The organism is Shewanella sp. BC20 (assembly GCF_003129585.1).
Classification (GTDB): domain Bacteria; phylum Pseudomonadota; class Gammaproteobacteria; order Enterobacterales; family Shewanellaceae; genus Shewanella; species Shewanella seohaensis.
The window spans coordinates 148,081-171,291 of the sequence record NZ_NHRI01000008.1; the positions used below are offsets into that span (position 1 = coordinate 148,081).

Annotated in this window: 23 protein-coding genes; 9 read left to right on the plus strand and 14 right to left on the minus strand. The window is 49.2% G+C overall.

Going from position 1 to position 23,211, the window contains the following annotated elements:
• Nucleotides 1–173: 173 nt before the first annotated feature.
• Nucleotides 174–1,331: an alpha/beta hydrolase-fold protein gene (locus tag CBX96_RS10470; RefSeq protein WP_258294449.1), complete on the minus strand. Its 1,158-nt coding sequence runs from the start codon at nt 1,329–1,331 to the stop codon at nt 174–176.
• Nucleotides 1,332–1,573: 242 nt separating this feature from the next.
• On the opposite strand from CBX96_RS10470, the gene mtnC reads away from it, so the two are divergent.
• Nucleotides 1,574–2,254, plus strand: coding sequence for an acireductone synthase (mtnC, locus tag CBX96_RS10475; RefSeq protein WP_011620924.1), 681 nt, complete (start codon nt 1,574–1,576; stop codon nt 2,252–2,254).
• A gap of 123 nt (nt 2,255–2,377) precedes the next feature.
• Here the strand turns inward: mtnC and CBX96_RS10485 are convergent, their stop codons facing one another.
• Together CBX96_RS10485 and CBX96_RS10490 are read right to left on the minus strand one after the other, a co-directional pair.
• Nucleotides 2,378–2,956, minus strand: coding sequence for an NAD(P)H-dependent oxidoreductase (locus CBX96_RS10485; protein ID WP_109286653.1), 579 nt, complete (start codon nt 2,954–2,956; stop codon nt 2,378–2,380).
• Nucleotides 2,957–3,027: 71 nt separating this feature from the next.
• Nucleotides 3,028–3,381 (minus strand): MerR family transcriptional regulator, encoded by a 354-nt coding sequence (locus CBX96_RS10490; protein WP_109286654.1) that lies wholly within the window; start codon nt 3,379–3,381, stop codon nt 3,028–3,030.
• Between the two features lie 183 nt (nt 3,382–3,564).
• Between CBX96_RS10490 and CBX96_RS10495 the strand changes: the two genes are divergently transcribed.
• The 3 genes from CBX96_RS10495 (at nt 3,565) to CBX96_RS10505 (ending at nt 5,187) form a co-directional block, all read left to right on the plus strand.
• Nucleotides 3,565–3,993, plus strand: coding sequence for a thioesterase family protein (locus CBX96_RS10495; protein ID WP_041416664.1), 429 nt, complete (start codon nt 3,565–3,567; stop codon nt 3,991–3,993).
• A 59-nt stretch (nt 3,994–4,052) separates the two neighbouring features.
• On the plus strand, nt 4,053–4,319 hold the full coding sequence (locus tag CBX96_RS10500; RefSeq protein WP_109286655.1) for a GNAT family N-acetyltransferase: 267 nt from the start codon (nt 4,053–4,055) through the stop codon (nt 4,317–4,319).
• Between the two features lie 85 nt (nt 4,320–4,404).
• A complete protein-coding gene (locus CBX96_RS10505) occupies nt 4,405–5,187 on the plus strand; it encodes a hypothetical protein (protein WP_109286656.1) in 783 nt (260 codons plus the stop codon).
• A 19-nt stretch (nt 5,188–5,206) separates the two neighbouring features.
• Here the strand turns inward: CBX96_RS10505 and CBX96_RS10510 are convergent, their stop codons facing one another.
• The 7 genes from CBX96_RS10510 to CBX96_RS10540 form a co-directional block, all read right to left on the minus strand.
• Nucleotides 5,207–5,755 (minus strand): HPP family protein, encoded by a 549-nt coding sequence (locus CBX96_RS10510; protein WP_089066628.1) that lies wholly within the window; start codon nt 5,753–5,755, stop codon nt 5,207–5,209.
• A gap of 118 nt (nt 5,756–5,873) precedes the next feature.
• The gene (locus tag CBX96_RS10515) at nt 5,874–6,284 is read right to left on the minus strand and encodes a thioesterase family protein (protein ID WP_011624719.1); all 411 of its coding nucleotides are present in this window, start codon (nt 6,282–6,284) and stop codon (nt 5,874–5,876) included.
• 107 nt (nt 6,285–6,391) lie between these two features.
• Entirely contained in the window at nt 6,392–8,881 is a 2,490-nt protein-coding gene (locus CBX96_RS10520) for a toxin-antitoxin system YwqK family antitoxin (RefSeq protein ID WP_109286657.1), read from the minus strand.
• Nucleotides 8,882–9,021: 140 nt separating this feature from the next.
• Nucleotides 9,022–10,815, minus strand: coding sequence for a long-chain fatty acid--CoA ligase (locus CBX96_RS10525; protein WP_109286658.1), 1,794 nt, complete (start codon nt 10,813–10,815; stop codon nt 9,022–9,024).
• Nucleotides 10,816–10,943: 128 nt separating this feature from the next.
• The gene (locus CBX96_RS10530) at nt 10,944–12,254 is read right to left on the minus strand and encodes a hypothetical protein (RefSeq protein WP_011620911.1); all 1,311 of its coding nucleotides are present in this window, start codon (nt 12,252–12,254) and stop codon (nt 10,944–10,946) included.
• Nucleotides 12,251–13,114 (minus strand): ABC transporter ATP-binding protein, encoded by an 864-nt coding sequence (locus CBX96_RS10535; protein ID WP_109286659.1) that lies wholly within the window; start codon nt 13,112–13,114, stop codon nt 12,251–12,253. The genes CBX96_RS10530 and CBX96_RS10535 overlap by 4 nt, the downstream gene beginning before the upstream one ends.
• 46 nt (nt 13,115–13,160) lie before the next feature.
• Nucleotides 13,161–13,526: a GntR family transcriptional regulator gene (locus CBX96_RS10540; protein WP_109286660.1), complete on the minus strand. Its 366-nt coding sequence runs from the start codon at nt 13,524–13,526 to the stop codon at nt 13,161–13,163.
• A gap of 92 nt (nt 13,527–13,618) precedes the next feature.
• On the opposite strand from CBX96_RS10540, the gene CBX96_RS10545 reads away from it, so the two are divergent.
• The 4 genes from CBX96_RS10545 (at nt 13,619) to CBX96_RS10560 (ending at nt 17,495) form a co-directional block, all read left to right on the plus strand.
• Entirely contained in the window at nt 13,619–15,220 is a 1,602-nt protein-coding gene (locus CBX96_RS10545) for an alpha/beta hydrolase (protein ID WP_109286661.1), read from the plus strand.
• A 2-nt stretch (nt 15,221–15,222) separates the two neighbouring features.
• Nucleotides 15,223–15,957: an ATP-binding cassette domain-containing protein gene (locus tag CBX96_RS10550; RefSeq protein WP_023265913.1), complete on the plus strand. Its 735-nt coding sequence runs from the start codon at nt 15,223–15,225 to the stop codon at nt 15,955–15,957.
• 88 nt (nt 15,958–16,045) lie between these two features.
• Nucleotides 16,046–17,185 (plus strand): ABC transporter permease, encoded by a 1,140-nt coding sequence (locus tag CBX96_RS10555; protein WP_109286662.1) that lies wholly within the window; start codon nt 16,046–16,048, stop codon nt 17,183–17,185.
• Nucleotides 17,186–17,234: 49 nt separating this feature from the next.
• Complete coding sequence (locus tag CBX96_RS10560) at nt 17,235–17,495, plus strand: hypothetical protein (protein ID WP_011624712.1); 261 nt, start codon at nt 17,235–17,237, stop codon at nt 17,493–17,495.
• A gap of 3 nt (nt 17,496–17,498) precedes the next feature.
• On the opposite strand, the gene CBX96_RS10565 is transcribed toward CBX96_RS10560, so the two are convergent.
• Nucleotides 17,499–18,542 carry a GlxA family transcriptional regulator gene (locus CBX96_RS10565; RefSeq protein WP_109286663.1) on the minus strand — a complete coding sequence of 348 codons (1,044 nt, stop codon included), beginning with the start codon at nt 18,540–18,542 and terminating at the stop codon, nt 17,499–17,501.
• Nucleotides 18,543–18,693: 151 nt separating this feature from the next.
• Here CBX96_RS10565 and CBX96_RS10570 point away from each other — a divergent pair, with 151 nt between their 5' ends.
• Complete coding sequence (locus CBX96_RS10570) at nt 18,694–18,912, plus strand: hypothetical protein (RefSeq protein ID WP_086902921.1); 219 nt, start codon at nt 18,694–18,696, stop codon at nt 18,910–18,912.
• Nucleotides 18,913–18,945: 33 nt separating this feature from the next.
• On the opposite strand, the gene mog is transcribed toward CBX96_RS10570, so the two are convergent.
• The 3 genes from mog to CBX96_RS10585 all read right to left on the minus strand — a co-directional run bounded on the left by mog (nt 18,946) and on the right by CBX96_RS10585 (nt 23,133).
• Nucleotides 18,946–19,479: a molybdopterin adenylyltransferase gene (mog, locus tag CBX96_RS10575; protein WP_006083754.1), complete on the minus strand. Its 534-nt coding sequence runs from the start codon at nt 19,477–19,479 to the stop codon at nt 18,946–18,948.
• Between the two features lie 205 nt (nt 19,480–19,684).
• Nucleotides 19,685–20,644: a carbohydrate kinase gene (locus CBX96_RS10580; RefSeq protein ID WP_109286664.1), complete on the minus strand. Its 960-nt coding sequence runs from the start codon at nt 20,642–20,644 to the stop codon at nt 19,685–19,687.
• Between the two features lie 92 nt (nt 20,645–20,736).
• On the minus strand, nt 20,737–23,133 hold the full coding sequence (locus CBX96_RS10585) for a TonB-dependent receptor domain-containing protein (RefSeq protein WP_011620901.1): 2,397 nt from the start codon (nt 23,131–23,133) through the stop codon (nt 20,737–20,739).
• Nucleotides 23,134–23,211: the final 78 nt, after the last annotated feature.

The window sequence follows — 23,211 nt, forward strand, 5'->3', positions numbered from 1 at the left end:
CATCTCCCGAAAAACCACTGCATAGAAACCACAGGATAGAAAAAGGACTGTAACTACAATAACAGCCAAAATTTCCCTTAGCTATTAAGACCATAGTCTTATGGCTAGCACAAACCCGTGCGCGATATACGGTGAGCAAACAGGTAAAACGCAAGCGCCAAATGTTAATTCACTTATTTATCCGCCTGATATTCAGCTAACTGTTTACGGTATTTGTCTTGGAAGAATGGATGGTCCGTTAACTCAAGCGCTTGCTTTTCATACTTAATCGCTTCAGTTCGCTGACCTTGGCTCGCATAGACACTTGCCAATGCATGGCTGGCCTCGAATGCTGTTGGGCTCGCTTTTAAGGTTTGCTGATAAATGTCGATAGCTTTGGCAGGATCAGTCGTCTCGAAGGAACGTGCCAACGCGATAAGCGAATCGGTAGCGGGCACGTCAAAACCATATTTGTCGTTCGACAGGGTTTTATAATGCGCCAAAATAGCGGCTACGCCTTGACGTGATATGGTCGAGTCAGGCTTAAGCACTTGGTGTACATCGTTAAAAATAGCTTCAATACCATAAGCCGTCGCCAAAATAGGTTGCGTCATATAGTAAGTGCCATCGAAGCGCTTGATGCGGTAGTCGAGAGAATCCGTGGCGTTCGCTTTGATGATGGCTTCAAGCTTGCCAAAGTCAGCTAACTGATTTTGTTCGAAATCACTGTCGCTAGTGCTCATAAAAAGGAATCTTGGCTTCCCTTTCATCCCTGCGAGCTTCTTTGCAGCATCTGCCATTACAAAAGCGTAGTTATCATCCAGTACCGGACTTGCGGCGATGTAAGCATTAAATAAGCTTGGGCGATTCAAAAGCGTATAAAGACTAAAAGTGGCATTGCCAGTGAAGCCATTAAGGATCCGAAAACCATTTGTGCGATATTGTTTGTCGATGGCAGGAAGTAGATCTTGTTCCATAAAATCCAAAAACTGCTGATTTTCTTGCTGCTTAATGGCTAAAGTTTTTAACTCACCTAAGCCTGCATGACCATCTGGCGCCGTCACGATAATGGTTTCCAGCCAAGGCCAGCCACCGTTATGACTCATCCAGTCTTCCATTCCAGCGAGATAGCCATGGCTACGAGGATGTAAATCCACCAGCACCACATAGCGTTTATCCGCTTTCGATTGGTAACTCGCTGGTAATGTCACCTTAAAGTCAGCGGGCTCAGTTAACAGGCTCGAACTGACCTTTAACATCTGTGGTTGAGCGGGAAAGGTATTATCGGCATTTGCTGACACACTGAAGAATGCAAAGCAGTAAATCACCAGCAGAATTAATAGCGTACGCATAAATTTCATTCCTTGAAAATCAACTATATAAGTATCAGCCGAAGTTAACACCCGTATTCTTGAAAGTAAATCCGATCTCACGGCCTAACCCTTTCGCCAAACACATACCCAATATTAGCCATTCCCATTTTGGTTGTGATGGCGGTGGTAAGACTCGCGAAATAGACTAGCCAATTTCACCAATAACGCTTAGGATCGGAGTTGCATTTTTAAGCCAACATATTGTGGAGTATCAAAACATTATGGGTATCAGAGCCATAGTCGTAGACACAGCAGGCACCACGACAGACCTAACCTTTATCCAAGATGTGCTATTCCCCTATTCTGTCAAAGCCTTACCAGACTTTTTAGCGCAGAACCAACACAATGTCTTGGTGGAAAACTGTATCTGCGACACCCGAGATATCGCCCTCGAACCCGATGCCGATTTAGCCCGCGTGACTGAAATTTTGCAGCAATGGGTACATGAAGACCGCAAAGCGACCCCACTCAAAACCCTACAGGGTTTGATTTGGAAGCAAGGTTACGCCCATGGCGAATTTACAGGCCATATCTTCCCCGACTTTATCGAAGCGGTTAACCGTTTTAGCGCGCAAAAACTGCGTATTTACAGCTTCTCTTCGGGTTCGGTTGAAGCCCAAAAACTGCTGTTCAGCCACAGTGATGGCGGCGATTTAACCGAAATGTTTAGCGGCCATTTTGATACCCGTACCGGCAACAAATTAGATAAACAAGCCTACGCCAACATACTCAACACCATCAGCCTAAGCCCTAAGCAAGTGCTGTTTGTGTCCGACGTGGTTGAAGAGCTTAAAGCCGCCGAAGCCGCAGGCATGATGACCTGCCAAATGGTGCGCGACAGCAAACAACGCACCGGCGATTTTCGCACTATCAACAGTTTTGATGAGCTAGTGATCGACTAACATCGGCACTGCACACAAAAAGCGACCCGAGGGTCGCTTTTTGTTTATCGGGCAAATCACATCTACCTGTCCGCCGGGTGATTCACCCCATCGCAAACCGGCACATCGCCTAATTCATAGGGATTAACGCCCCAACCTACCATGCCGTTCAACTTGCGCTTGCCAGTTTTGCACTTGCTGCGCCTTGGCATTGATCACCGGCCCCAACATTTGACTCTTGGCGCGCTTAAAACCACTAAAGGCCAATGTCGCGATATCTAATTGCTTTAGGGCGGGCGCGCCTTGGAACCACTTGTAATACCAAGGCGGCGTATCCATGGTCATGATAATGCGTGAGGTTCTCCCCTCGAGTAGCCGATTGGGAAAGGTTTTCCCCTGCTGATAATGAAAGGCAAAACCGGGTAAAAATGTTCGATCAATTAATCCTTTAAACTTGGCGGGTACGCTGCCCCACCAAATGGGCACCACAATCACGACATGTTCGGCCCAGAGAATGGCCTGCTGAAAGCGCTGCAGATCCGCCTCTAATGGCTGTTCTTGATGGTATCCCTGCGCCAGATTAGGTTCAAACTCCAGTTCGCTGAGCTTTAACAGGCGCACCGAATGCGACTCGCCCGCAGCCTTGGCGTAAGTGTCGGCTAAATGTTCACACAGGCTATCGGGTTTGGGATGACCAGAAACCACCAGAATCTTTTTTGTCATAGTAAAAACCTTGAGTATTCAATATGACAACAGCTTAAGCTCTGCCCCTAGGGGCAGAGTCAAGCCTGCAATTAGGCGCGGGATTCGCAGGTATCCAAACCATCAATACAGGCATCGAGCCTGACTAATTTATCTTCTAATTCGCTGATCTGCCGCTGGAAATCGGCTTTGATATTCAATAAAAACTGCTGCACAGACTCAAGCTGCGCCGCCTGCTCCCCCTCGGTAAACAAGTCTTTAAGTTGCGAGAGTTTGATACCTAAGGTTTTGGCCTCTTTGATCAGCAATAACTGCTTTATATCGGTTGAGCTATAAGTGCGATAACGCCCCTTACGGATCGGCGCACTGATCAGTCCCCACTCCTCGTAGAGGCGAATCGCCTTGATAGACAGGCCAGTTTGCTTCGCCACAGCACCAATATACATAGTATTTAATCCATTAAAATAATTGAAAAAATCATCATAAACCTCCAAGCCTTAGCCAGCATATCACCGCGCTTTAGGCTTGTCGCTCGCACTTTATACTGCTAGTCTGGCTGCCTTAAACGAGCGTTTTAACTAGAGCTTTTGACTATGAGTAATGCAATGGAAAGTCCAACACTAAGTCCAATGGAAAAGTTTCTCGCACAGCACCCTATAGTGACCGAAATCCCCGTGGCTTGGGGCGAAATGGATGCGCTGCAACACGTCAACAACGTGGTCTATTTCCGCTATTTTGAAACCGCACGTATCGACTTTTTCAACCGCCTCTTTCCACTCGATGCCCTGTATAAATCCGGTGTTGGTCCCGTGATTAGCGAAAATCAGGCCCGCTATAAACGTCCAGTAACCTTCCCCGATACCCTATTGGTCAGCGTGAGTATCAGCGATATTCAAAGCGACAGATTTACCATGCATTATCAGGCCTTTAGTAAGCAGCAACAGGCCATCACGACTTTAGGCACTTCGGTCGCTGTGATGTTTAACTTTAAAACTGGTCAAAAAGCCGAGCTTCCCACGGAATTACTCGCCATTCTTAAACAACACGAGCAAGCTTAAGCTACCGAGTCTATGGCAACATTGCCATAACACTTTAGGCCATATCAGAGGGAGGCTGTATGTCAGAAAAAGCGCCAATAGAAGTCGTTGTTGAGCATCAACAGGATAAACAACGCTTTGTGATCCCCGTTGACGGGCATGAAGCCGTGCTGGAATACCGACTCAATGGCCAGCACATCGACTTTAACCGAACCTTTGTGCCCGACGAGCTGCGCGGCAAAGGCCTTGCCGAACGTTTAGTTCGCCATGGCCTAAAGTGGGCCAAAGCCCAAGATTTTGAGATAGTAGCCAGCTGTTGGTATGTGCAGAAGTTTTTGACACACTAATCAACTGTTACATAAATATTTTTACATTTAATGACCCAACATTAAAATAACGACAATTAAAACTGTCTTTACAGGCTATTCATCGATGGGCAACGATACAGATAACCAAAAAACTGAGAAAAAAAATCTCAGGGAGTATATGTCTGACTCGAATACTCTCTTAAGTTTTTTACTAACATTATTCGCGATACTAGTACCGACATTTAGAGGCTCTGAATTCCTTAAACAAGTAATTCAGTTAAATATTGATGGGTTGTTACTTTATCAAGCTATTTTTGCATTTTTTGCACTGCTCTCAGCATTTGCTATTTTGTTTATAGTCAATCGACTCGTCAGTAACGTTAAGACTAGGAGTGCTTGGAGTAGATATGGATATTATACTTTTGTCTTCATAATGCTTGGCACATTATCATTGAGTTTGAGGGAGTTTTACGCGCCATCATCCTCATTTAGTAATTACTTTTTAGAGAAAGAACAGCGTATAAACTACGCTCTCGTTCAAGTAGAGTCGGGAGTAGAAATAGAACTTGAGTTCTGTTCGAAATCTGGTTCTCAAGTGATCTGTAATCTTGTTATCCGTAATGTATCAAATGAAGATTTAGAAATTCGCGGTATCGGGTGGACACAAATTTTCGATCAAGAGAATACAAAAGCTGAGCTGGAGCGTATACACATCGCAAATGACTTTATAAGGTCTAATGAAAAAATTTCTTTGACCAAAAAGTCATCAACAAACTTGAAGCTATTTTTTAAGTACCCATCTGAATCTAACCCTACATTAATAAAAAAGTTAAGCTTCAACCTAGAATATTCAGAAGGGAAAAGACATATTTCATTTAGAAATATAGCCGTAACAAGTAGTATCTAGCTTTCTGAAATACTTATCGCTAAATCCAATAGACTGGATAGTGGCGTTTGGGATCGGTGGAGAGATTATTCACGACCAGCGCCACCAGCAATAACAGTAGTGAGCCGAGAAAGACAGGCATCAACGCATAGAGAAATCCGAGTTGATGCACGTTCTCACCGCCTATCACGGCAATTAATGCCGTTGCGCCGCCCGGTGGATGCAGCGTGCGAGTTAAATACATCAATGCGATGGCTAGTGATACGGCTAGCGCACTCGCGAGCACCATATAATCGGCAAACACTTGATAAACAGCCACACCAATCAGTGCCGATAACACACTGCCGCCAATCAAGTTACGTGGCTGAGAAAACTCTGCCAGCGGCGCGCCATAGACTAATACCGCCGATGCCCCAAATGAGCCAATCACAAACATGGTGCCGAGTAGATTATCGCCCATATAACTGGCGAGACTGGCGACTAAGTAAATGCCGCAAAAGGCCCCTACCCATGACCAAACGATCTTTTTCAGGGGTTGTCGTGGCGGACAGATGTCCTTAGAACGCATTCGGGTGAAGTAAAATCTCATGCTAAATCCGGCCGGGAGGAATAAAGGCGCAGATAAGTGATCCGCATCACATTTGCGGCCGCCACGTTAACGTTTTCACCGCGCAATTGCAATTGCGCGGTGAAAACGAATATCAGACTTATGCAGCTTCGCCGTTCAGGCTCGCTAAGATTTCACGAATATCTTCGGGGATGGGGCGGCTTTTTTCGCAGCTGTAGTCGTAGTGCACTAAGGTGGTTTTCACTTCGGCGGTTTTATTGCCAGCCTGCCAACAGGTTTGAGTCAGCTCGAAGCTACTATTGCCGATACGGCTGACATAGGTTTTCACAGTGACGCTCTTGCCGTAATAAGTCGGCGCGATAAAGGCCACGGTAAAGCCTGCCACTATGAGGTTCCACTGATGCAAATCCAACTCGGGATTAAAAATCTCGAAAATTGGCGTGCGCGCCGCCTCGCACCACACGGGGATCACTGTGTTGTTGATATGGCCTAGACCATCGGTTTCGGTAAATCTTGGGTGAATTTCGAGGCTGTATTCGGTGACTGACATGCAAACTTCCCTTTTGTTGTTCTTATACTTTTATGCTGTGAATGGGATAAACGAGGCACTTAGCCCGTTTATCCCTACCAAGCCTAACAGAAATAAGAAGTGCGATGCTAGAACTGACAGCTCGCGGTCTCTGGGGTTTGCTTGCCATTGGCATCGTACTTTTTCATACAGCCAGCCTTACCCATATCGAATATTTTTTCGTATTTGAGCTTGCCACTGCTGTCGTAGGACTTAAACACACCATGGCTTTTAGGGTTCTCTAAGTGATAGATTTTGCGCCCCTTAGTCACATGGGAAAAATCCGAGAATCCGGGTTCCTCTTGATAGATAACCCCGTTGATATAGCGCTTATGCACCACATGCTGCTCATCGATACGCAGCATTTCGCTGGCTAACTTACCATTTTGGTCGTAACAGACTTTATCCACGGCATAATTGCTGTCGAGATCCTCGATACAACTCACGGCACCATTATCAAAATACTCCCGCTGGATACCACAGCGCGCAATGGCGTTATCCCAGAAATAGGGTTCACCGTTCCAGGTTTCACCTTCTTGCTGGCAATAGTTCCACAAGCTCTTTAACTGGCCGTTCGGGTAGAAAGTGTAATGGGGTCCAGAAAGACGGTTATTGATAAGATGACCATATTGCACGAGCGAATAGCCGCCGTCGGTGGAATAGCGGATGCTTGGGCCGTATTCCTGACCCGCCTTATAGGCCTGCAGAGACATTAGGCGACCGTTAGAATCGAATCGATATTCTTTATCGACTGACCCATTAGTGTAATAGCTTAATTCGGATAGGCGGCCGCCGCGATACACTCGCTGCTCACCGTCTTTAATCGAGCTAGTTTCAGCATTTTTTGAACTTAACACCCCCTCACAATCGCCTGCGTAGGGTTCTTTTCGCATCATGCATTCATCCTGCGAGGGTTTAAGTTTTACAGCGTCATTAAACTTATACTGACTCAGCTCATTTAGATCGCCGTTAGGCTCGAGCCACATTTGTGTGCCATCCAACTCGCCTTGACGATAATTGGCAACATTGCTGACGATATTTGGCGCTGAGTACCATAGACTTTCACCGTGGAGGCGGCCCTTATCGTAATGTTTAAGGGCGAACATAAAATTATCTTTATTGAATAGCTTAGCCTCACCTTGGCGCAGGCCATTCTCATAGTTGACTTCGGTCTTGTAGAGATAAGTCGCTGATTGCTTAGTGGTAAAAGCATCGTTCTCATCGGGCGTGCGAATATATACCCAAGTGCCTGAACGTTTTCCATCGAGATAGCTGCCTTCACCGGTTTGAAAGCGATAATCCCCTTGGGTAACCTTTTCCACCCAAGCGCCTTGTTTTACGCCCTTTTGGTATTGCCCTTTGCTGCCATCGGACTCAAGCCACTCGCCATCTTTTACGCCATTGAGATAGATGCCCTTTTCGGACAACTTCTTAGCGCCTTCGGTACTGGAATCGTAATCTGGGGTATAGATTTCACTCGGGCCATCGGGCACGCCCTTGTTGTAGTGAATAAAGCCGTAGTTATCGGCATCATCCATCATGGACTGCAACACCCATTTACCCTGTTTCTTACCGTCGAGGTACTCGCCTTCCCAATAGGTTTCACGGCTGTCGGCTTCAATCCACTTACCCACTTGCTTACCCAGCTTATAGTCACCGGCATACATCACACTGCCATTGCGGGCATCGTAGGCAGCAAAGTGACCATCAAGCTCACCCTGCACATAATGGGCTTCACTGGCAACGCCAGCCCAAGTACTGCCCATACTCATATATTCGTAAAAAGGCCCAGTTCGCGGGATTTTTTCGCTGCCATTTTTAAGCCAATCGACGTCGTCGGCCTCGTAACCAATGGCCACCAGCATAAAGCTACCATCTTCTTCGACGTAGGCGCTGCGATCAAAGGTTGCCACCAGACTGTATTTTCGTTCACGCCCCTCGGCATCTTTATCGGTGCGAGTCAGGGGATAGCGCAGCTTGTATTCCACTGCGGTTTTTACATCCGTTGCCGTGCCTTCAGAATTGCGATAGCCAATTAAGGTCGGTTTGAGTTTAGAGGTACCATCAAGAATCGCTTTGATGTCAGGATCTTGGACGCCCTCAGCCTCATAGGTCATACGGTACTGCTGCGGTGGTAACTGGCTTAATACTTTGCGAACGCCGCCGACGGTAAAGGTGCTAATGGTGGGTGCGACTTCATCGAGCACGGCTTGTAGGCGCGTCAGTTTAGTCAACTCCTCGCCCTCAAAACCATAACCCCGAAGATGCTGGCCATCGGCATCCTTGAGCATGACGATCACTTCTTTAGTGCCGCCCTTGTCGAAGTCATAGTAAAACACCGCCACGATTTCGGCGCGGCCGTAATCGTCAATACGCACACCCGGCGCATCGCCGTAGAGCATTTCGCCCCATACCTGTTGATCTTTTTGATAAAAATTGAGCCATTGGCCATTGGGAAGATCCACGGGACCGTGAACCATTTTGTCATATTCCGCCGCAAGTGCAGCAGGAATAACCGCAAAAGAAGAGAGCAACACCGCACCAGCCGCGGCGCATAAACGACGAATCGAAAGTTCCATTTAACTATCCTTTACACCGACACCTTGCGCCTCGTGCGCACCAGTAAGCGGGGCGAATTTTAAGCGAAGTCTGATGCTTCAGGAAGTGGCTGACACAAAAAAGGCCGCTTAGCGGCCTTTTAAGATCAAAGATTTAACAATCAATTATTGTACATAGCATTAATTTCATGGGCGTACTTGTGGTAAATCATTTTGCGGCGCAATTTCAGCGTCGGGGTGATTAATCCCGCCTCCATCGAAAAGGCTTCAGGTAGCAGGGTAAACTTTTTGATTTGCTCAAAACCCGCCAACTCTTGCTGCAAATGCTTTAAGCGCTGCTCGAAATGTTCAACCACATGGCTGTGACGCAGCAGCTCGATAGGCGACTCGTATTTTAAGCCCTTATCCTTGGCCCAGGCTTCGAGGGATTCAAAGGCTGGCACAATCAGCGCCGTCACATAGTTACGGGCATCGGCAATCACAGCCACCTGTTCGATAAAGGGGCAACGGCCCACAGTGCCTTCAACCCGTTGCGGAGCAATGTATTTACCGTTGGAGGTTTTCATTAACTCTTTGATGCGGTCGGTAATAAATAAATTGCCATTGGCATCGAGTCGTCCCGCATCGCCAGTCTTTAACCAGCCATCCTCGAAAGCCGCTGCGGTATCTTCAGGGCGATTGTAATAACCGCGCATCACAGTGTCGCCACGGACTAAAATCTCATCGTCCTTACCTAGCTTCACTTCGATTTCGGGTAAGACTTTACCGTTCGAACCCGCAACTCGGTTATCTAGGGTATTACAGGTCACAGTGGCGTTCGTTTCCGTCATGCCGTAACCACAAAGTACCGGAATACCAATGGCATGGAAGAAAGACGCCACGTTTAAATCGAGGGCGGCGCCACCGCAGGGCATAAACTTTAAGCGCCCACCGAGCACAGCTTGCAACTTGCTGTAAACCAGCTTGTGCGCTAAACGCCATTGCAAGGATAACCACAAACCGCCCTTAGCGCGGCCTTGGCTCACCTCAAATTGACGCTCGCCGACGCCCATGGCCCAGGCAAACAGTTTTTTACGGCCTTCGGCGGATTTAGCGACCTTATCCTGCACTGCGCTGTAAACCTTCTCGAGGAAACGCGGCACCACGCACAGGGTATGCGGACGCACGGCGCTGATGGCCTCTTTCACTCTTTGGGTGTTTTGCAGATACACGTTGTGGCCACCACGGCACAGCACGTAGAAGCTCCAACCACGCTCAAATACATGGCTTAGCGGTAGGAAAGCTAACGACACATCGCCAGTAGTAAACGGCAGGATCTGATCGTGCTGGCGCACAGTCGAGGCCATATTGCGGTAATCCAGCATCACGCCCTTAGGGTCGCCCGTGGTACCAGAGGTATAAATTAGGGTTAACAGGTCGTCGAGATTGGCATCCTTTAAGCGCTGCTCAAGCTCAGCACTCTGGCCATATTCTTTGGCTAACAAACTGTCTAAATGCTGATGTTGAGCCTTGTCCTGCGCCAGTTCAACACTCGCATCGAACACAATCACATGCTCTAGGGTCGGACACTGTTTTTGCAGTTCACAGGCCAGCGCATATTGCTTAGCGTCGTCAACAAAAATCACCTTGGCCGCCGCATCGTTAATGATAAAGCTGGCTTGCTCTAGAGTGCTAGTCGGGTAAATGGGAACCACAACGGCACGACTTTTCAGGGTACCTATGTCGGCACAGGTCCATTGAGGGCAGTTTTGCGACAGGATCACGCAACGGTCTTGCACTTGTACGCCAAGTTCAATCAACACCTGTGCAATTTTATGGCTGATTTGATCGAATGCCTGCCAACTGACTTGATGCCAAGGCGCAGCCATTTCAAAACCTTGCAGCGCAATAGCGTCTTTTAATGACTGGCTTTGCTGCTGTAATAGTCGAATTACGTGATATTGTTCGAGCGACATGAGTGACTCACCTTTTAGCTTACAAGTGTACCGCTTTTGCGGCATTCTACCTGAAGGCAAGCTAAAAACTAAGAGTTTTTGCTCTAATCTTGTGCAAATGTCGCCCAAATCACGCCATTTCAGGGCAATTAGAGCCCAGTAATATCACCCTGCCAGAGCTTTTTACTGCCCCAAATCAGTGCGATTTGCCCAAGGATCAGCAGCACTAGATTACCCAGCGACCAATAGAGCAGACTGCCCTCGTGTTGCAGCGCTGCGAGGCTAATAGACACCCAGAGCGAATGCCCGAGCACCACCAGCATGGTCAGGCTCACCTGCAATACGCGGCGACACAAACAACCTAGGCCTAACACTAAGGCGCAGGCCCAATATGTGCTCATCACTATGTGTGCCAGCAGAGGTAAGCTCAAATCACCATCGAGCCAAGTGACAAACAGACTGCAGATTAACACGCTCAAACTGAGCAGAAGCAGCAAGCGTTGTTGACCACGACCAAAGGCCTTAACTAAGCCAGCACGGCCGTCGAAGCTTGGCATCAACAGCAGCATTTCAGTCGCCCGAGAGCGTTGTACACGGCTCCAATGCACCAACGAGCAACTAATCACACTAAATTGTGCCAATAGCAGTAACACCGGGAAGTTCCAATGCAGCTCGTGGGAGACGATCCCAAGCCCGATGGTTAGCACGGGGAGCAATAGCAGCAACACGGTCAGCATAGGACCGATAAAGAAGTTAACCGGATGCAGATAACGCTCTAACCGAGTCAATATCCGTATGGATTGCAGGCTAGGAAGCCAAAACCAGCCCATTTCCAAGCCGTTAAGATACACACTTCGTGCCTCTACCCGCCAAGGTAACACTAAGCATCGGCGCCAAATTAAGGCCGCTAACACAAACAGCACTATGATGCTTAGCCACAGCGGCACTTGCTCCGCCAACTCGTTGGAAAACGGCACTAAGATAAACAGTAAAAATGAGCTGTAAAACCATTGGGTTTGCCGCAGGCACAGCAAGATAAACCCTAGGCTTATCCCTTGGGCAAAGACCAGTAACGACAGAGTATCGGTCAGGTCAAACAGCACGCATTGCAACACCGCAAGGCTAAAGGCGCCTATCAGCATCACTTCACACTGGATAAAAATATTTTGCCGATAACGGGGGATTAAGATGGAGCACTCACTCGCCATCAGGCGGATCAGCTGCCATGCCACCGCTGCCGAGGTAGACACTAGGCCCATAGTGACAAAAATATCGAAACTCGCCTTTTGCCCCGCCCATCCCGCTAACACGCTCAGGGCCAAGCCAAATATGCCAGTGCCTATAAAACTCACGCTGCCCACATCAAAAAACCATAACCGCAGCATACCGTTAAAAGGATTGAGCGAATGGCTAGTACCGATGCGGGTCGTTGATTCTGCTATGGGTTTCGCGGCACTCATTTGTGCAGCTCCACAAAGAGTTGTTCTAAATTCAGCGCTTCGCTGCGCTGCACGCCGGGCAAATTAAGCTCCACATCGCCCCTATCCACCAGTACAGAATCGCCATCGCGGCTGAGGATACGCACCAGCTCAGGTAACTCAGCGCCCTCCGCGAGCTTGACTAAACGCACCTCTTCCCGCAGGGCATCTATCTCCTTAAACAGCACTAACTCGCCCTGTTTAATCAGGGCGACATGGCTCGCGACCCGTTCTAAATCTGAGGTGATATGGGATGAAAACAACACGGCCGAGCCGGATTCGAGGGCTAAGTCGAACAAATCGACCATAAACTTGCGTCTGACTATCGGGTCGAGGCTAGCCACGGGTTCATCGAGGATCAGCAACTCGGGGCGATAGGCCATCGCCATGATCAAGGCCAAGGATTGGCGCTGACCAACGGACAGGCGTTGTACCTGTTGAGTGACATCTAATTCGAAGCGGGTGAGCCAATCCTGCTCTAACTGCATGTCCCAGTGGGGATAAAAACTGCGGTGCAAATCGAGGGCGCGCTCGACGGTAAAGCCTTCATAACCAAAAGGTTGCTGCGGAACATAGCCTAAGCGTTCCTTAGCGGCAGAAGAAAGCTGCTCCGGCGTTTCGCCTAAGGTGCGGATTTCGCCCGAATCCGGCGAGAGGATCCCCAAGGCGCAGCGCATTAGGGTCGATTTACCCGCACCGTTTTGTCCCAATAGACCGACCACCATACCGGCCGATAAACGTAAGGTCAGATCCTTGAGCGCACGTTTTTCGCTGGCACCTTTGCCACGAAACACTTTGTTTACGTTAGAAAACTCTAGTATTGGGGTACAGTCTTGGTCCATCGAATTGCGTCCTTTTTATTCTCGTTTTCACTTAGCTCGACTCAGGCTACCAACGCTCATTAATCAATTGCAGTAACTCGGGCAGACTCACGCCCAATTGTTTTGCCTGAGTCAGCAAGGCATCTAATTGCGGCTCAAGCAGACTCACGCCCGACTCCATCGCCTCACTACGGGCGGCAACCCGAGTCGCCTGACCACGGCGGCGCTCTAACCAGCCTTGATCGACCAATTGCTGAATCGCGCGGGACACCGTCATCGGATTGACCGCAAGATATTCAGCAATTTGGCGCACTGAGGGTAATACGTCTTCCTCTTGCAACTGGCCGCCCACAATCAAGCGCACGATTTGCTCGTGTAATTGCTTGTAAATTGGCTCACCACTGCTGGGGTTGACATTTAAAAGTTCTAACATTAGTCTTTACACACTGTATTAATACATTGATACACCGATACACTGTATTTAAAGTAACACACTCATCCTGAAATGCAAAAAGGAAAGCGCTCATGATAGATAGCATGATCCACAGGAAGTCCCATAATGCCAGCGCTGACGTGGCAATAAAGCGCATTGATACGCGCCAGCACTCGGGCAAGTTAAGCAAAAGCATCATCAGTTTGAGTGCGCTGATGCTCACCATGGGTAGCGCCACGGCTTGGGCGAGCGACAACTCAGTAAAGCCCACTGAACCCACCAACACCTGTTATGTGGAGGGTGTATCGGACCGCTTAAACTGCGGCTTTGTCACTGTGCCCGAAAACCCTAATAAGCCCGATGGCAAACAGATCCAAGTGCATTATGTGGTCTTGCCCGCGGTGAAAAACGTCAACCACGAAGAGGCCTTACTGGCGATCGCCGGCGGCCCAGGTCAATCGGCCATAGATAACGCGGCAGGCTTCGATAGCATGCTGAACAAAGTGCGCCAGCAGCGCGACATTTTGCTTATCGATCAACGGGGCACTGGCCGCTCGAATCCACTGAACTGCGACTCAGGCCCGCAATCTCCGCTCGCCATCGACGAGGATAATGTCGATACCTTGGTCGAGGCGCAAAAATGCCGCGATCAATTCCCCGATACTGACGTCACCCAATATGGCAGCCTCAATGCGGTGCAAGACTTCGAAGCCGTACGCGCTAAGTTAGGCTATAAGAAACTGCACCTCTACGGTATCTCCTACGGCACACGTATGGCGCAGCTCTATATGCGCTTATATCCCGAGCACTTAGCCACAGTCACCATAGACGGCATTGTACCCATGCAGCAGAGCGTATTGGAGATTGGCTCGGCGATTGAACGCGGCTTTGACTTGCTGTTTAAAGACTGCCAAGACACAGCCGCCTGCCATGCCGAGTTTCCTGAGCTCAAGGCCGAGTTTGACCAAGTGGTCGCTAAACTCAGCCAAGGGCCAGTGATGGAGCAAGTGCACGACCCTGTGACAGGAGAAAAGACCCTACTCACTATGACGCGCTCAAAGTTTTACGGCGCGATCCGCATGGCACTGTATCAAACCAATGTGCGCGCCTTAGTGCCCCATGCAATTCATCAGACCGCTAAGGGTAACTACCAACCATTACTCGGGTTATTTGCCTTAACCACGGATAATGCGGGTATGGCAATGGGCATGCACGCCTCAGTCGTCTGCGGCGAAGACATGCACCGCATCACTCCGGCGATGCGTGAACAGGCCAAAAACTCCTATGTCGGCAAAACCATGCTCGAGAGCCTCGAAACCTCGTGCTCTGTGTGGAAGGTGCCAGCGGTCGATGCCAACTTTAGCGAGCCTATCAAGAGCGATATCCCCACACTGTTGCTGTCGGGCGAAATTGACCCAGCAACTCCACCGAGCTGGGGTGAACTGGCGATGGAAAAACTCACTAACGCCAAACACTTTGTCGCGCCATACGCCACCCATGGCGTGGCCTATCAGTCCTGCGCCAACAACTTAATCGCCGAGTTAGTCCGTACTGGTTCGGTCAAAGATCTCGATGGTGAATGTTTGAAGAAGGATGTACGCCGTAGCTTCTATTTAAATGCCAGCTCGGTTGAGCCACTCGCGACCGAAACCCAAACAGCCAAGGATAAGCCCAGCACTGGAGCCAAGGAGTAATCATGATCAAAGTATCCCATCTTTCTAAGCGCATCGGCGAAGTGCAGGCCCTAAACGATTTGAGCTTCGTGGCCGAAAACGGCCAGATCACTGGCCTGCTCGGCCCCAATGGCGCGGGTAAAACCACCTGTTTACGCACGATTTTCGGGCTGTTAAAACCCGACACTGGCACGGCTGAAATTGAAGGTATCGACGTTGCCATCGACCCGATTGGCGCTAAGCAGCAGTTAGGCTTATTCCCCGACCCGTTTGGTCTGTATGAGCGCTTAACACCGCGGGAATATATCCGTTACTTTGCCGAACTCAGCGGTTTATCCGCGAGCGATGCCAAGGCGGCCACCGACAATGTCATCGCCAAATTGCGCCTCGAAGATATCAGCGACCGCCGCTGTAAAGGCTTCTCCCAGGGGCAAAGAATGAAGACCGCACTCGCCCAGGCCATAGTCCACAGTCCGAGCAATATTATCCTCGACGAACCGACCCGTGGACTCGATGTAATGAGTACTCGTTTGCTGCGCGACATTCTTATTGACCTTAAGAATCAAGGGCATTGTGTGCTGTTTTCCAGCCATGTGATGCAGGAAGTCGCAGCATTATGCGACCAAGTGATCGTGATGGCGCAGGGTCGAGTGGTCGCCATCGGCAGCCCTGAACAGCTCTGCGCGCAAACGGGTAAGGCCTCACTCGAAGATGCCTTTATTCAGCTCATCGGCACCGATGAGGGGATTGCCGCATGATGACTCACAGCATTAACGCTCACACAAATTGCGATAACGCCTGCTTCGACCTCATGGCGAACAGACAAACTTGGGATAAGGAATAATCATGAACAAAATCATCGCAATGGTTCGCAAGGAACTGATAGACGCCGCCCGCGATAAACGCTCTGTGATGGCGGGACTCTACTACGCCATCGGCACGCCGCTGATCATGTGTGGCCTGTTTATGGTGCTTATCGGCCAGCTGACCAGCCCAGACGATCTCAAAATCAGCATCACTAACCCCGACAAAGCACCTGACTTAGTGAGATTTTTGTCCAACAAGGGCATTACACAAGGTGAAGCTGGCGCTAAGGATCTGAAAGCCATCGAGCTGATTATCAGCCCCGACTATGCCAAGCAGATGAACCAAGGCAAAGGCGCAGAAATCACTATCGTGGCCGATAACTCAGAGGAAAAACTGCAAAACTCGATTCGTCGCTTAGAGAAACAGTTACAGGCCTACAGCGCCGAAATGGGCAGCCTACGCTTAATCGCCCGTGGCATCGACCCTCGAGTGGTGCAGCCACTGAAAGTGAATGTGCATGACCAAGCCACGACCGACTCTAAGGGCGGGATGATCTTAGGCATCGCCATTTTCACAATGATCTACTCAGTGTTTATCTCGGGGATGAATCTGGCCATCGACACCAGCGCCGGTGAGCGTGAGCGCAACTCCTTGGCATTGTTACTCAGCCATCCGCTGACCACACGCCAGTTAGTGCTCTCTAAAATCATCGCCGTCGGCCTGTTTGCCCTGCTCGGCTTAGTGTTGATTTTACTGGTGTCTAAGGTCGCCTATACCTTCGTGCCTTGGCAGGAACTCGGCTTTAGCGTCAGCATCACCAATGAGTTTATGGCGCTAATGCTGCTGGTCGGTATTCCCGTCGCGCTGATGGCCGCCTGTCTGCAATTGTTTGTGTCCTTTATGGCCAAAACCTTTAAGGAAGCCCAATCCTACCTGACCATGGTGTTGTTTGTGCCCTTAGCACTATCGATGGCGGCCAGCTACAACATAGCGCCAGACATACTGCAATGGTTGCCAGTATCCGGTCAGCAACAGGCACTGATGGACTTTATCAAAGGTAAGGACATGAGCATGCTGCAACTGCTGGTATCGACGCTCGGCACCTTAGCCATCGCCCTCGTCTTGGCGTTCGGTATGGAAAAATCCTTAAAGAGTGAAAAAGTGGTCTTCGGCTTATAACACTATCGACCCAAGGGCACAGTGCGCCCTTGGGTTAAAGGGGTCAGTTATGGAAAACGAATATGTGCTGATGGTGATCATGGTGACTTTTGTGGTGGGTGTGAGTGCCACAGAAATGTTTAAGCATTACCTGAAAATCCGCCAACTGGGTGGCGGCAACGAGCGACAGCTTGAGGATAAGCTCACACAGTTGAGCTTACAGAATCAAGTGCTTACCGAGCGTGTGCAAGTGCTGGAGCGCATAGTGACAGACGCAGAGAACGACACTGCCAAGACATCTCTTGCGCAACAGATTGACGCGCTGAAATAGCCGTTAATGCAGTTCGGCCTCGCAGCAATTGTCGCTATCAAACTCATATTGCTGAGTATTAAAGCGCTGCCTGTAGGCCCTCGGGGTTAAGCTCGTTAGCTGAATGAATAATTTGCGAAACGAGCTGACATCCTCATAACCCACACGGGTGACCACTTCCTCTAAGCCTAAACTGGTCGTTTCCAATAGGTGTTTTGCCTCATCCACCCGCAGGCGCTGCACATAGCTGGCCGGAGTCTCGTTTAATGCCTTTTTAAAACGGCGGATAAGAGTGCGCTTACCTAAAGCAAATTTATCTGCAATATCATCCAGTAACAGCGGTTCGGTTAAATGATGCTGCATCCATTGCTGCACATTCCAAATCACCTCGTCCTTATGGCTCGACGTCATCAGATCCATGGTCATAAAGGGTTGTTGGGATTGGCGATTAGGATCAATTAGCAGGATTTTTGCCATCTGGCTTGCTAACTGCTCACCCACCAAAATGTGCACTAAATGCAGGGCGAGGCTCATATTCGAGGTTGTCGCCCCTGCAGTATGCAGATGGCCGTCGGACACCACCAGCTTGTCCATCCGCAGGTTCACCTTGGCAAAATGTCGCTGAAACATCTCATTCAGCCACCAGACAGTCGTCGCCTCGCGTCCGTCCAGCAGGCCGGTGGCCGCTAAAATCAAGGTGCCAGAGCAATAGGCCGCCAATGGTTTACCTGAGTCGGCAAACAACCTTAACGGTTCGAATAAGGATTCAAAATCATTGAGATAGGTTTGAAACTCGCTTTTATTGGTCACCATGGCCGAGGCCAAGATCACCGCATCGGAGTGCAGAATATCACTCGGGGTATTAAGCCCAACGGCAGGCACTTTAATACCTTGATTCGTTAGGATATCACCGCCATGACTCGACACAACTTGGCACTCAAACAGGTCTTGTTCGGCCTGTGGATTGACTCGCCGCCAATAGGTATTGCAGAAACTAAACACATCGAGAAAACCAATAATCCCGCTGGCAACCGTATTGTCCGTCGCCAAAATAGTGATCCTTTTCATTCCAATGCCCTCCCCTGCCTAATCATGCATTGAGTCTAGCGCACTGGCTCAAAATGTCACTACTCACCCTAAAATTGTCAATAACGACACTTCAAGCCCAATACGGGAGTTTTTAGACTGTGCTTAAACCTCCAGCACACAGGACGACACTATGACACAGCGCACCCTCAGCCAGTTTAAACGCCTGCTGGCCTTTGGCTTACTCAGCCTCATTTGGACACTCTTGCTCTGGTTAAACTTCAGCATTGCGCCCAATGCCTTCGCGCATTTTGTGGCTATCCCAGTGCTGTTTATCGCGACGGGCGTGTCGGCGCTGCTGATCACCAGCAAGCCGCCAACTCCGAACAAGCCAATAAAAAACCCAAGCTAGACTTGGGTTTATGTCATCTTGCTGTGCGGCGCGTTATTTTGCCTTAGGTCTAAAAGGCTTAATCACGGCTTCGTTACACTCGAGGTAAGGCCCTTCCATCAGGTCGATGCAGTAAGGGATGGCGGGGAATACGGCATCTAAACATTCGCGAATAGATTTTGGCTTGCCAGGCAGGTTCACAATTAATGAATCACCGCGTAAGCCCGCAGTTTGGCGCGAGAGAATCGCCGTCGGTACAAACTTTAACGACTCAGCGCGCATCAGCTCGCCAAAGCCCGGCATCATGCGATCGCATACGGCCTCGGTTGCCTCAGGGGTGACATCACGTTTTGCAGGGCCAGTACCACCCGTAGTCACAATCAAGCAGCAATCCTGCTCATCAGCCATCTTGATCAGGGTCGCTTCAATCACATCCTGCTCGTCGGGGATCACTTGATAAATCGGCTCCCACTCGCTGGTGAGGTAATCATTGAGGGTGTCGATAATGGCCTTGCCCGAGATATCCTCATAAATCCCCGCACTGGCACGATCGCTTACCGTAACAATCCCGATTTTTGCTTTGCTCATAGGAAATCCCCAATCATGTTGAAATAAAACCAATCGACCGAAAGCAGAGGAGAAACCTATGCTCCTTCGACTATAAGCCGCAGCTAAAATAGCATAAATGCTAGACTAATGGGGCAAGTAAAACGTGATGAAGTTCGCGCAATAGGCTCGAAAAAAAGCTAAGGCAAGCAATCACTCACCTCAGCTTGATGGTTTGCAGGAAGAGTTAACTCACCTGTGACAGTGTGGGCAACGCAGGGAAAGCGCCCTTCTGCCCACAGGTTACGGCGCCGCAACGCACCGCAAACTCAATCGCCTTGCGCAACTGTGTCTGACATGCGAGTCGATGTTTTAAGGTTAGATGCTCGAGATCAAACGCCAACTCAGAACCTAGCGCAAACAAAAAACCCGCCATAAAGCTGTCGCCCGCCGCCGTGGTATCAACGGCTTTAATTTGTGGGACTGGCACACTAAATCGTTCATTCACTGTGATGCATTGCACTGGATTGGCGCCGTCAGTAATCAAAATAACTTCAACACCTTGCGCCAAACAAAACTGCAAATAATCTTCGAAACTCTTATTCCGCGTTAATGCTAAATACTCAGCCTCTTCACGGCTCATTTTCAGCACTTGTGTGTAACGAAAACACTGCTCAACCCGCTCAGCAAGCAATGCGGTATCGGGCCAGAGCGATAAGCGCAAATTAACATCAAAACTCACTATCTTATTGAATGAATTCGCACAACGAGCGCCATAGAGACTCGCGTTAAAAATGCTCGCTTCGGTAAAGGTATTGGAGCAGAGATGAAAAATATCCATCTGTTGCCATGGAATGGCATCAAAATGGCGCGGGCTATAGCAAAGATCGGCAGTCCCTTGGCGGTTAAACTCAAAGGTCCGTTCGCCATGCTCATCCAAATTTACCACCACAGTCGCCGTTGGCGCCTCCGGCACTTGGGTCAAGTAATCCGTTACAACCCCTTCATTCGCTAGGGCTTGTTTTAACATAGCCCCATAATCATCGGTGCTGATGCCGCCGGCAAAGTAACTCTTGCCCCCCAGTTTGGCATAACCCACAGCCACGTTTGCAGGCGCGCCGCCCGCAATGGCTTGATGGGACTTGCCGCTAGCCTCCGTGGGTAATAAATCCACTAACACCTCACCGAAACTGAGTAATACCGTCATATGGATCCCTTTATGTCTCTAATGGTTAAGCAAAAAGCCCATGCTTGATGGGCCTTTTAAATTGTCGGTTTTAAACCTCAAACCCGCCGGAGTTAGAACTCGTATCTCAAGGTTGCACTCGTGGTTCTGCCATTAATGGTGCGAGCACGGATAATATTGTTATCAGGAATCGAACCCTCTTCAGCTTCGGTGATACCCGTAGCATCAAACAGGTTGTTGACGTTTAACGAGACGCTTAAGGCCTGAGTCAAGTTGTAGGTTGCAAAGGCATTGACCTGATTGTAACCATCAAACTTGAGATCATTATTATCCTGTGCATAGGAGTCAGTGGTACCAATCAGGTTGATGCCCACTGAGCCTTGGTCAAAGTTATAACGGCCCATCAGCGAGTAGATAAAGTCGGCCTGTCTTCTTGGGGTATTCCCCACAACGTCTGGCGTTAACGCATCCTTGGCAATTTCAGCATCGGTCCAAGTGACATTGCCCCTAAAATCGAAGTCACCGATAAAATAGGCCGATTCAATTTCAATACCTTTGGCTTTGTACTTACGGTCGAAGAAACGCTGACTGGTCGCCTCGAAGTTTTGCTCTTCGGTCTCTGAATAGAAAGCGGTCGCGAACACCGATAAATCATCGTAACGGTACTTAACGCCTAACTCATATTGATCCACATTATCGACTGCGTCTTCTTTTGCCACTGAACCATCGGCACGAACCTTACCAAATAACAGGCGATCCGCATTGGCGCGGCCACCATGACTCAAGCGACCAAATGCGGCTAAATCACTGTCAAACTGATAGTTTGCGCCGAGTGAATAGGAGGTGTAGCTCCAGTCATAATTCACAGGTTGCGGATTGGCATTATCGATAGAAGAGACACTTTGCTCAGGAATAGAGATTACGCCATCCAAGTTCATATCGACTTGCGATTGCACATTGCCGGCGTAGTAACCACTGGCATCGCCGCTGTCGTAACGCACACTGGCATCCAGCGATAAATCCCCAAAGCTTGACGCGACCGCAAGATAAGGCGCCTTAATGTTGTATTCGGTATCGTAATTACGTTGGCAACAGTTGCCCCAATAAGGCACACCATAGCCGTAGAGCCCAGCATCGGAATAGGCGGTACCATCGGCGGCCACCACATCGAGCAATGCGGCGTTATCCCCTTTGACTTCCATCAGATAGGAGTTCCACATCCAGGTCATATTGATATTTTGGGTGGCATTGTAATAACCCAGAGTAACGCTGGTATCGTCAAAGGTTTTCGTCAATTTTAAGTCGTTTACGATTGAGCCAAAGTCATTCATCTTGACGTCGAAGGTATGGATACGCATAGCGAGTCCATCCATAGGATTGCCCGCATCGGGACCATTGGCATAAATCAACTTGGCGCCAGTGCCGGCAATACTGGCCGCAATGTCGGCACCATTAGCCACTTCGGCAGGAAATGGCGCCATAAAATTACCGCTCACATCCGAGAAACGGAAACGGTTTTCGACCTGCCAATCATTGCCTAAATCAAAAGACGCTTCTAAACCCACAGAGTTAACCTCAGGGTTCATACCATCGCGCATATCACCGCGACGACGCTCACCATCGGCGCCCAAACTCAGGGTTGAGAGGAAATAAGCTGATTGAATAGCATCGGATTTCGCATTAAAACCTGGGACAGAACTACCGTCCGAATACATTGGCATAGGTAAGTAGCCAATACTCTTATCATCTAAGTGTTTAAAATAAAGACGAACATAGCCACTATCGAACTCTTTGGTAATGTTGGCTTTTACCTGGCCGCCCTTGTTGGCATCATAACCAGCTTGGCGAGGACCTTCGCCAGTCCGCACAAATCCCCCCACATGGAAACGCAGACTGTCATTGATACTCGTGCCATATTCAAAGTCGGTGCGGAAGGTATCGTAGTCCAAGCCAAAGGTGGTAGACACACTGCCAGCATCCGAGCTACCAGTTTTACTGATCACGTTAATAATACCGCCGGGAGCATTACTGGCCGCAGTAGACGCCGAACCACCGCGAATCGATTCAATAGTTTGCACTGTAGAATCTAAGCGTAAGAAGATATCCGCATTACCAAAGGCAATATCGCCAAACTGCAGAATAGGTAATCCATCTTCTTGGATTTGAAGAAACTTAGCACCGCCCGATGCCACAGGTAAGCCACGGACAGCAATGTTAGCGTTACCTTCACCACCCGTTGATTCCACCTTCATCCCCGGAATGATCCGGAATGCTTCGGCAGATGAACGGGGAGTACTAACCTCCAACTCGGCGAGTGATACGCTGCTAACAGACACGCTCGAGTCCATGACGCGGGTACCACGAGCAACGCCCGTAACGGTAATACGCTCGAGGCCTAACGCATCTTTCTTGGTTTCTTCCTGCGCGGGTGCATCGGCAGCCCAAAGCTGAGAACTCACCAAGACGGCGATGGTACTTAACAAGAATTGTTGTGATGTGCGATTTATCATTTTTATGTCCCCACCCATATTTTGAGAAGCTGCCTATATCTCCCCACGGCAACTTCTACTGAATTGTTGTTAATCGAT

Excerpts from the sequence above, each read along its gene's own strand:
- mtnC (WP_011620924.1), top strand. The coding sequence starts at position 1,574 with ATGGGTATCAGAGCCATAGTCGTAGACACAGCAGGCACCACGACAGAC.
- CBX96_RS10515 (WP_011624719.1), bottom strand. The coding sequence starts at position 6,284 with ATGTCAGTCACCGAATACAGCCTCGAAATTCACCCAAGATTTACCGAA.
- CBX96_RS10520 (WP_109286657.1), bottom strand. The coding sequence starts at position 8,881 with ATGGAACTTTCGATTCGTCGTTTATGCGCCGCGGCTGGTGCGGTGTTG.
- mog (WP_006083754.1), bottom strand. The coding sequence starts at position 19,479 with ATGAGCAAAGCAAAAATCGGGATTGTTACGGTAAGCGATCGTGCCAGT.
- CBX96_RS10535 (WP_109286659.1), bottom strand. The coding sequence starts at position 13,114 with ATGGACCAAGACTGTACCCCAATACTAGAGTTTTCTAACGTAAACAAA.
- CBX96_RS10505 (WP_109286656.1), top strand. The coding sequence starts at position 4,405 with ATGGGCAACGATACAGATAACCAAAAAACTGAGAAAAAAAATCTCAGG.
- CBX96_RS10555 (WP_109286662.1), top strand. The coding sequence starts at position 16,046 with ATGAACAAAATCATCGCAATGGTTCGCAAGGAACTGATAGACGCCGCC.
- CBX96_RS10580 (WP_109286664.1), bottom strand. The coding sequence starts at position 20,644 with ATGACGGTATTACTCAGTTTCGGTGAGGTGTTAGTGGATTTATTACCC.
- CBX96_RS10470 (WP_258294449.1), bottom strand. The coding sequence starts at position 1,331 with ATGCGTACGCTATTAATTCTGCTGGTGATTTACTGCTTTGCATTCTTC.
- CBX96_RS10545 (WP_109286661.1), top strand. The coding sequence starts at position 13,619 with ATGATAGATAGCATGATCCACAGGAAGTCCCATAATGCCAGCGCTGAC.
- CBX96_RS10570 (WP_086902921.1), top strand. The coding sequence starts at position 18,694 with ATGACACAGCGCACCCTCAGCCAGTTTAAACGCCTGCTGGCCTTTGGC.
- CBX96_RS10500 (WP_109286655.1), top strand. The coding sequence starts at position 4,053 with ATGTCAGAAAAAGCGCCAATAGAAGTCGTTGTTGAGCATCAACAGGAT.
- CBX96_RS10510 (WP_089066628.1), bottom strand. The coding sequence starts at position 5,755 with ATGAGATTTTACTTCACCCGAATGCGTTCTAAGGACATCTGTCCGCCA.
- CBX96_RS10495 (WP_041416664.1), top strand. The coding sequence starts at position 3,565 with ATGGAAAAGTTTCTCGCACAGCACCCTATAGTGACCGAAATCCCCGTG.
- CBX96_RS10490 (WP_109286654.1), bottom strand. The coding sequence starts at position 3,381 with ATGTATATTGGTGCTGTGGCGAAGCAAACTGGCCTGTCTATCAAGGCG.
- CBX96_RS10560 (WP_011624712.1), top strand. The coding sequence starts at position 17,235 with ATGGAAAACGAATATGTGCTGATGGTGATCATGGTGACTTTTGTGGTG.
- CBX96_RS10525 (WP_109286658.1), bottom strand. The coding sequence starts at position 10,815 with ATGTCGCTCGAACAATATCACGTAATTCGACTATTACAGCAGCAAAGC.
- CBX96_RS10540 (WP_109286660.1), bottom strand. The coding sequence starts at position 13,526 with ATGTTAGAACTTTTAAATGTCAACCCCAGCAGTGGTGAGCCAATTTAC.
- CBX96_RS10550 (WP_023265913.1), top strand. The coding sequence starts at position 15,223 with ATGATCAAAGTATCCCATCTTTCTAAGCGCATCGGCGAAGTGCAGGCC.
- CBX96_RS10485 (WP_109286653.1), bottom strand. The coding sequence starts at position 2,956 with ATGACAAAAAAGATTCTGGTGGTTTCTGGTCATCCCAAACCCGATAGC.
- CBX96_RS10530 (WP_011620911.1), bottom strand. The coding sequence starts at position 12,254 with ATGAGTGCCGCGAAACCCATAGCAGAATCAACGACCCGCATCGGTACT.
- CBX96_RS10585 (WP_011620901.1), bottom strand. The coding sequence starts at position 23,133 with ATGATAAATCGCACATCACAACAATTCTTGTTAAGTACCATCGCCGTC.
- CBX96_RS10565 (WP_109286663.1), bottom strand. The coding sequence starts at position 18,542 with ATGAAAAGGATCACTATTTTGGCGACGGACAATACGGTTGCCAGCGGG.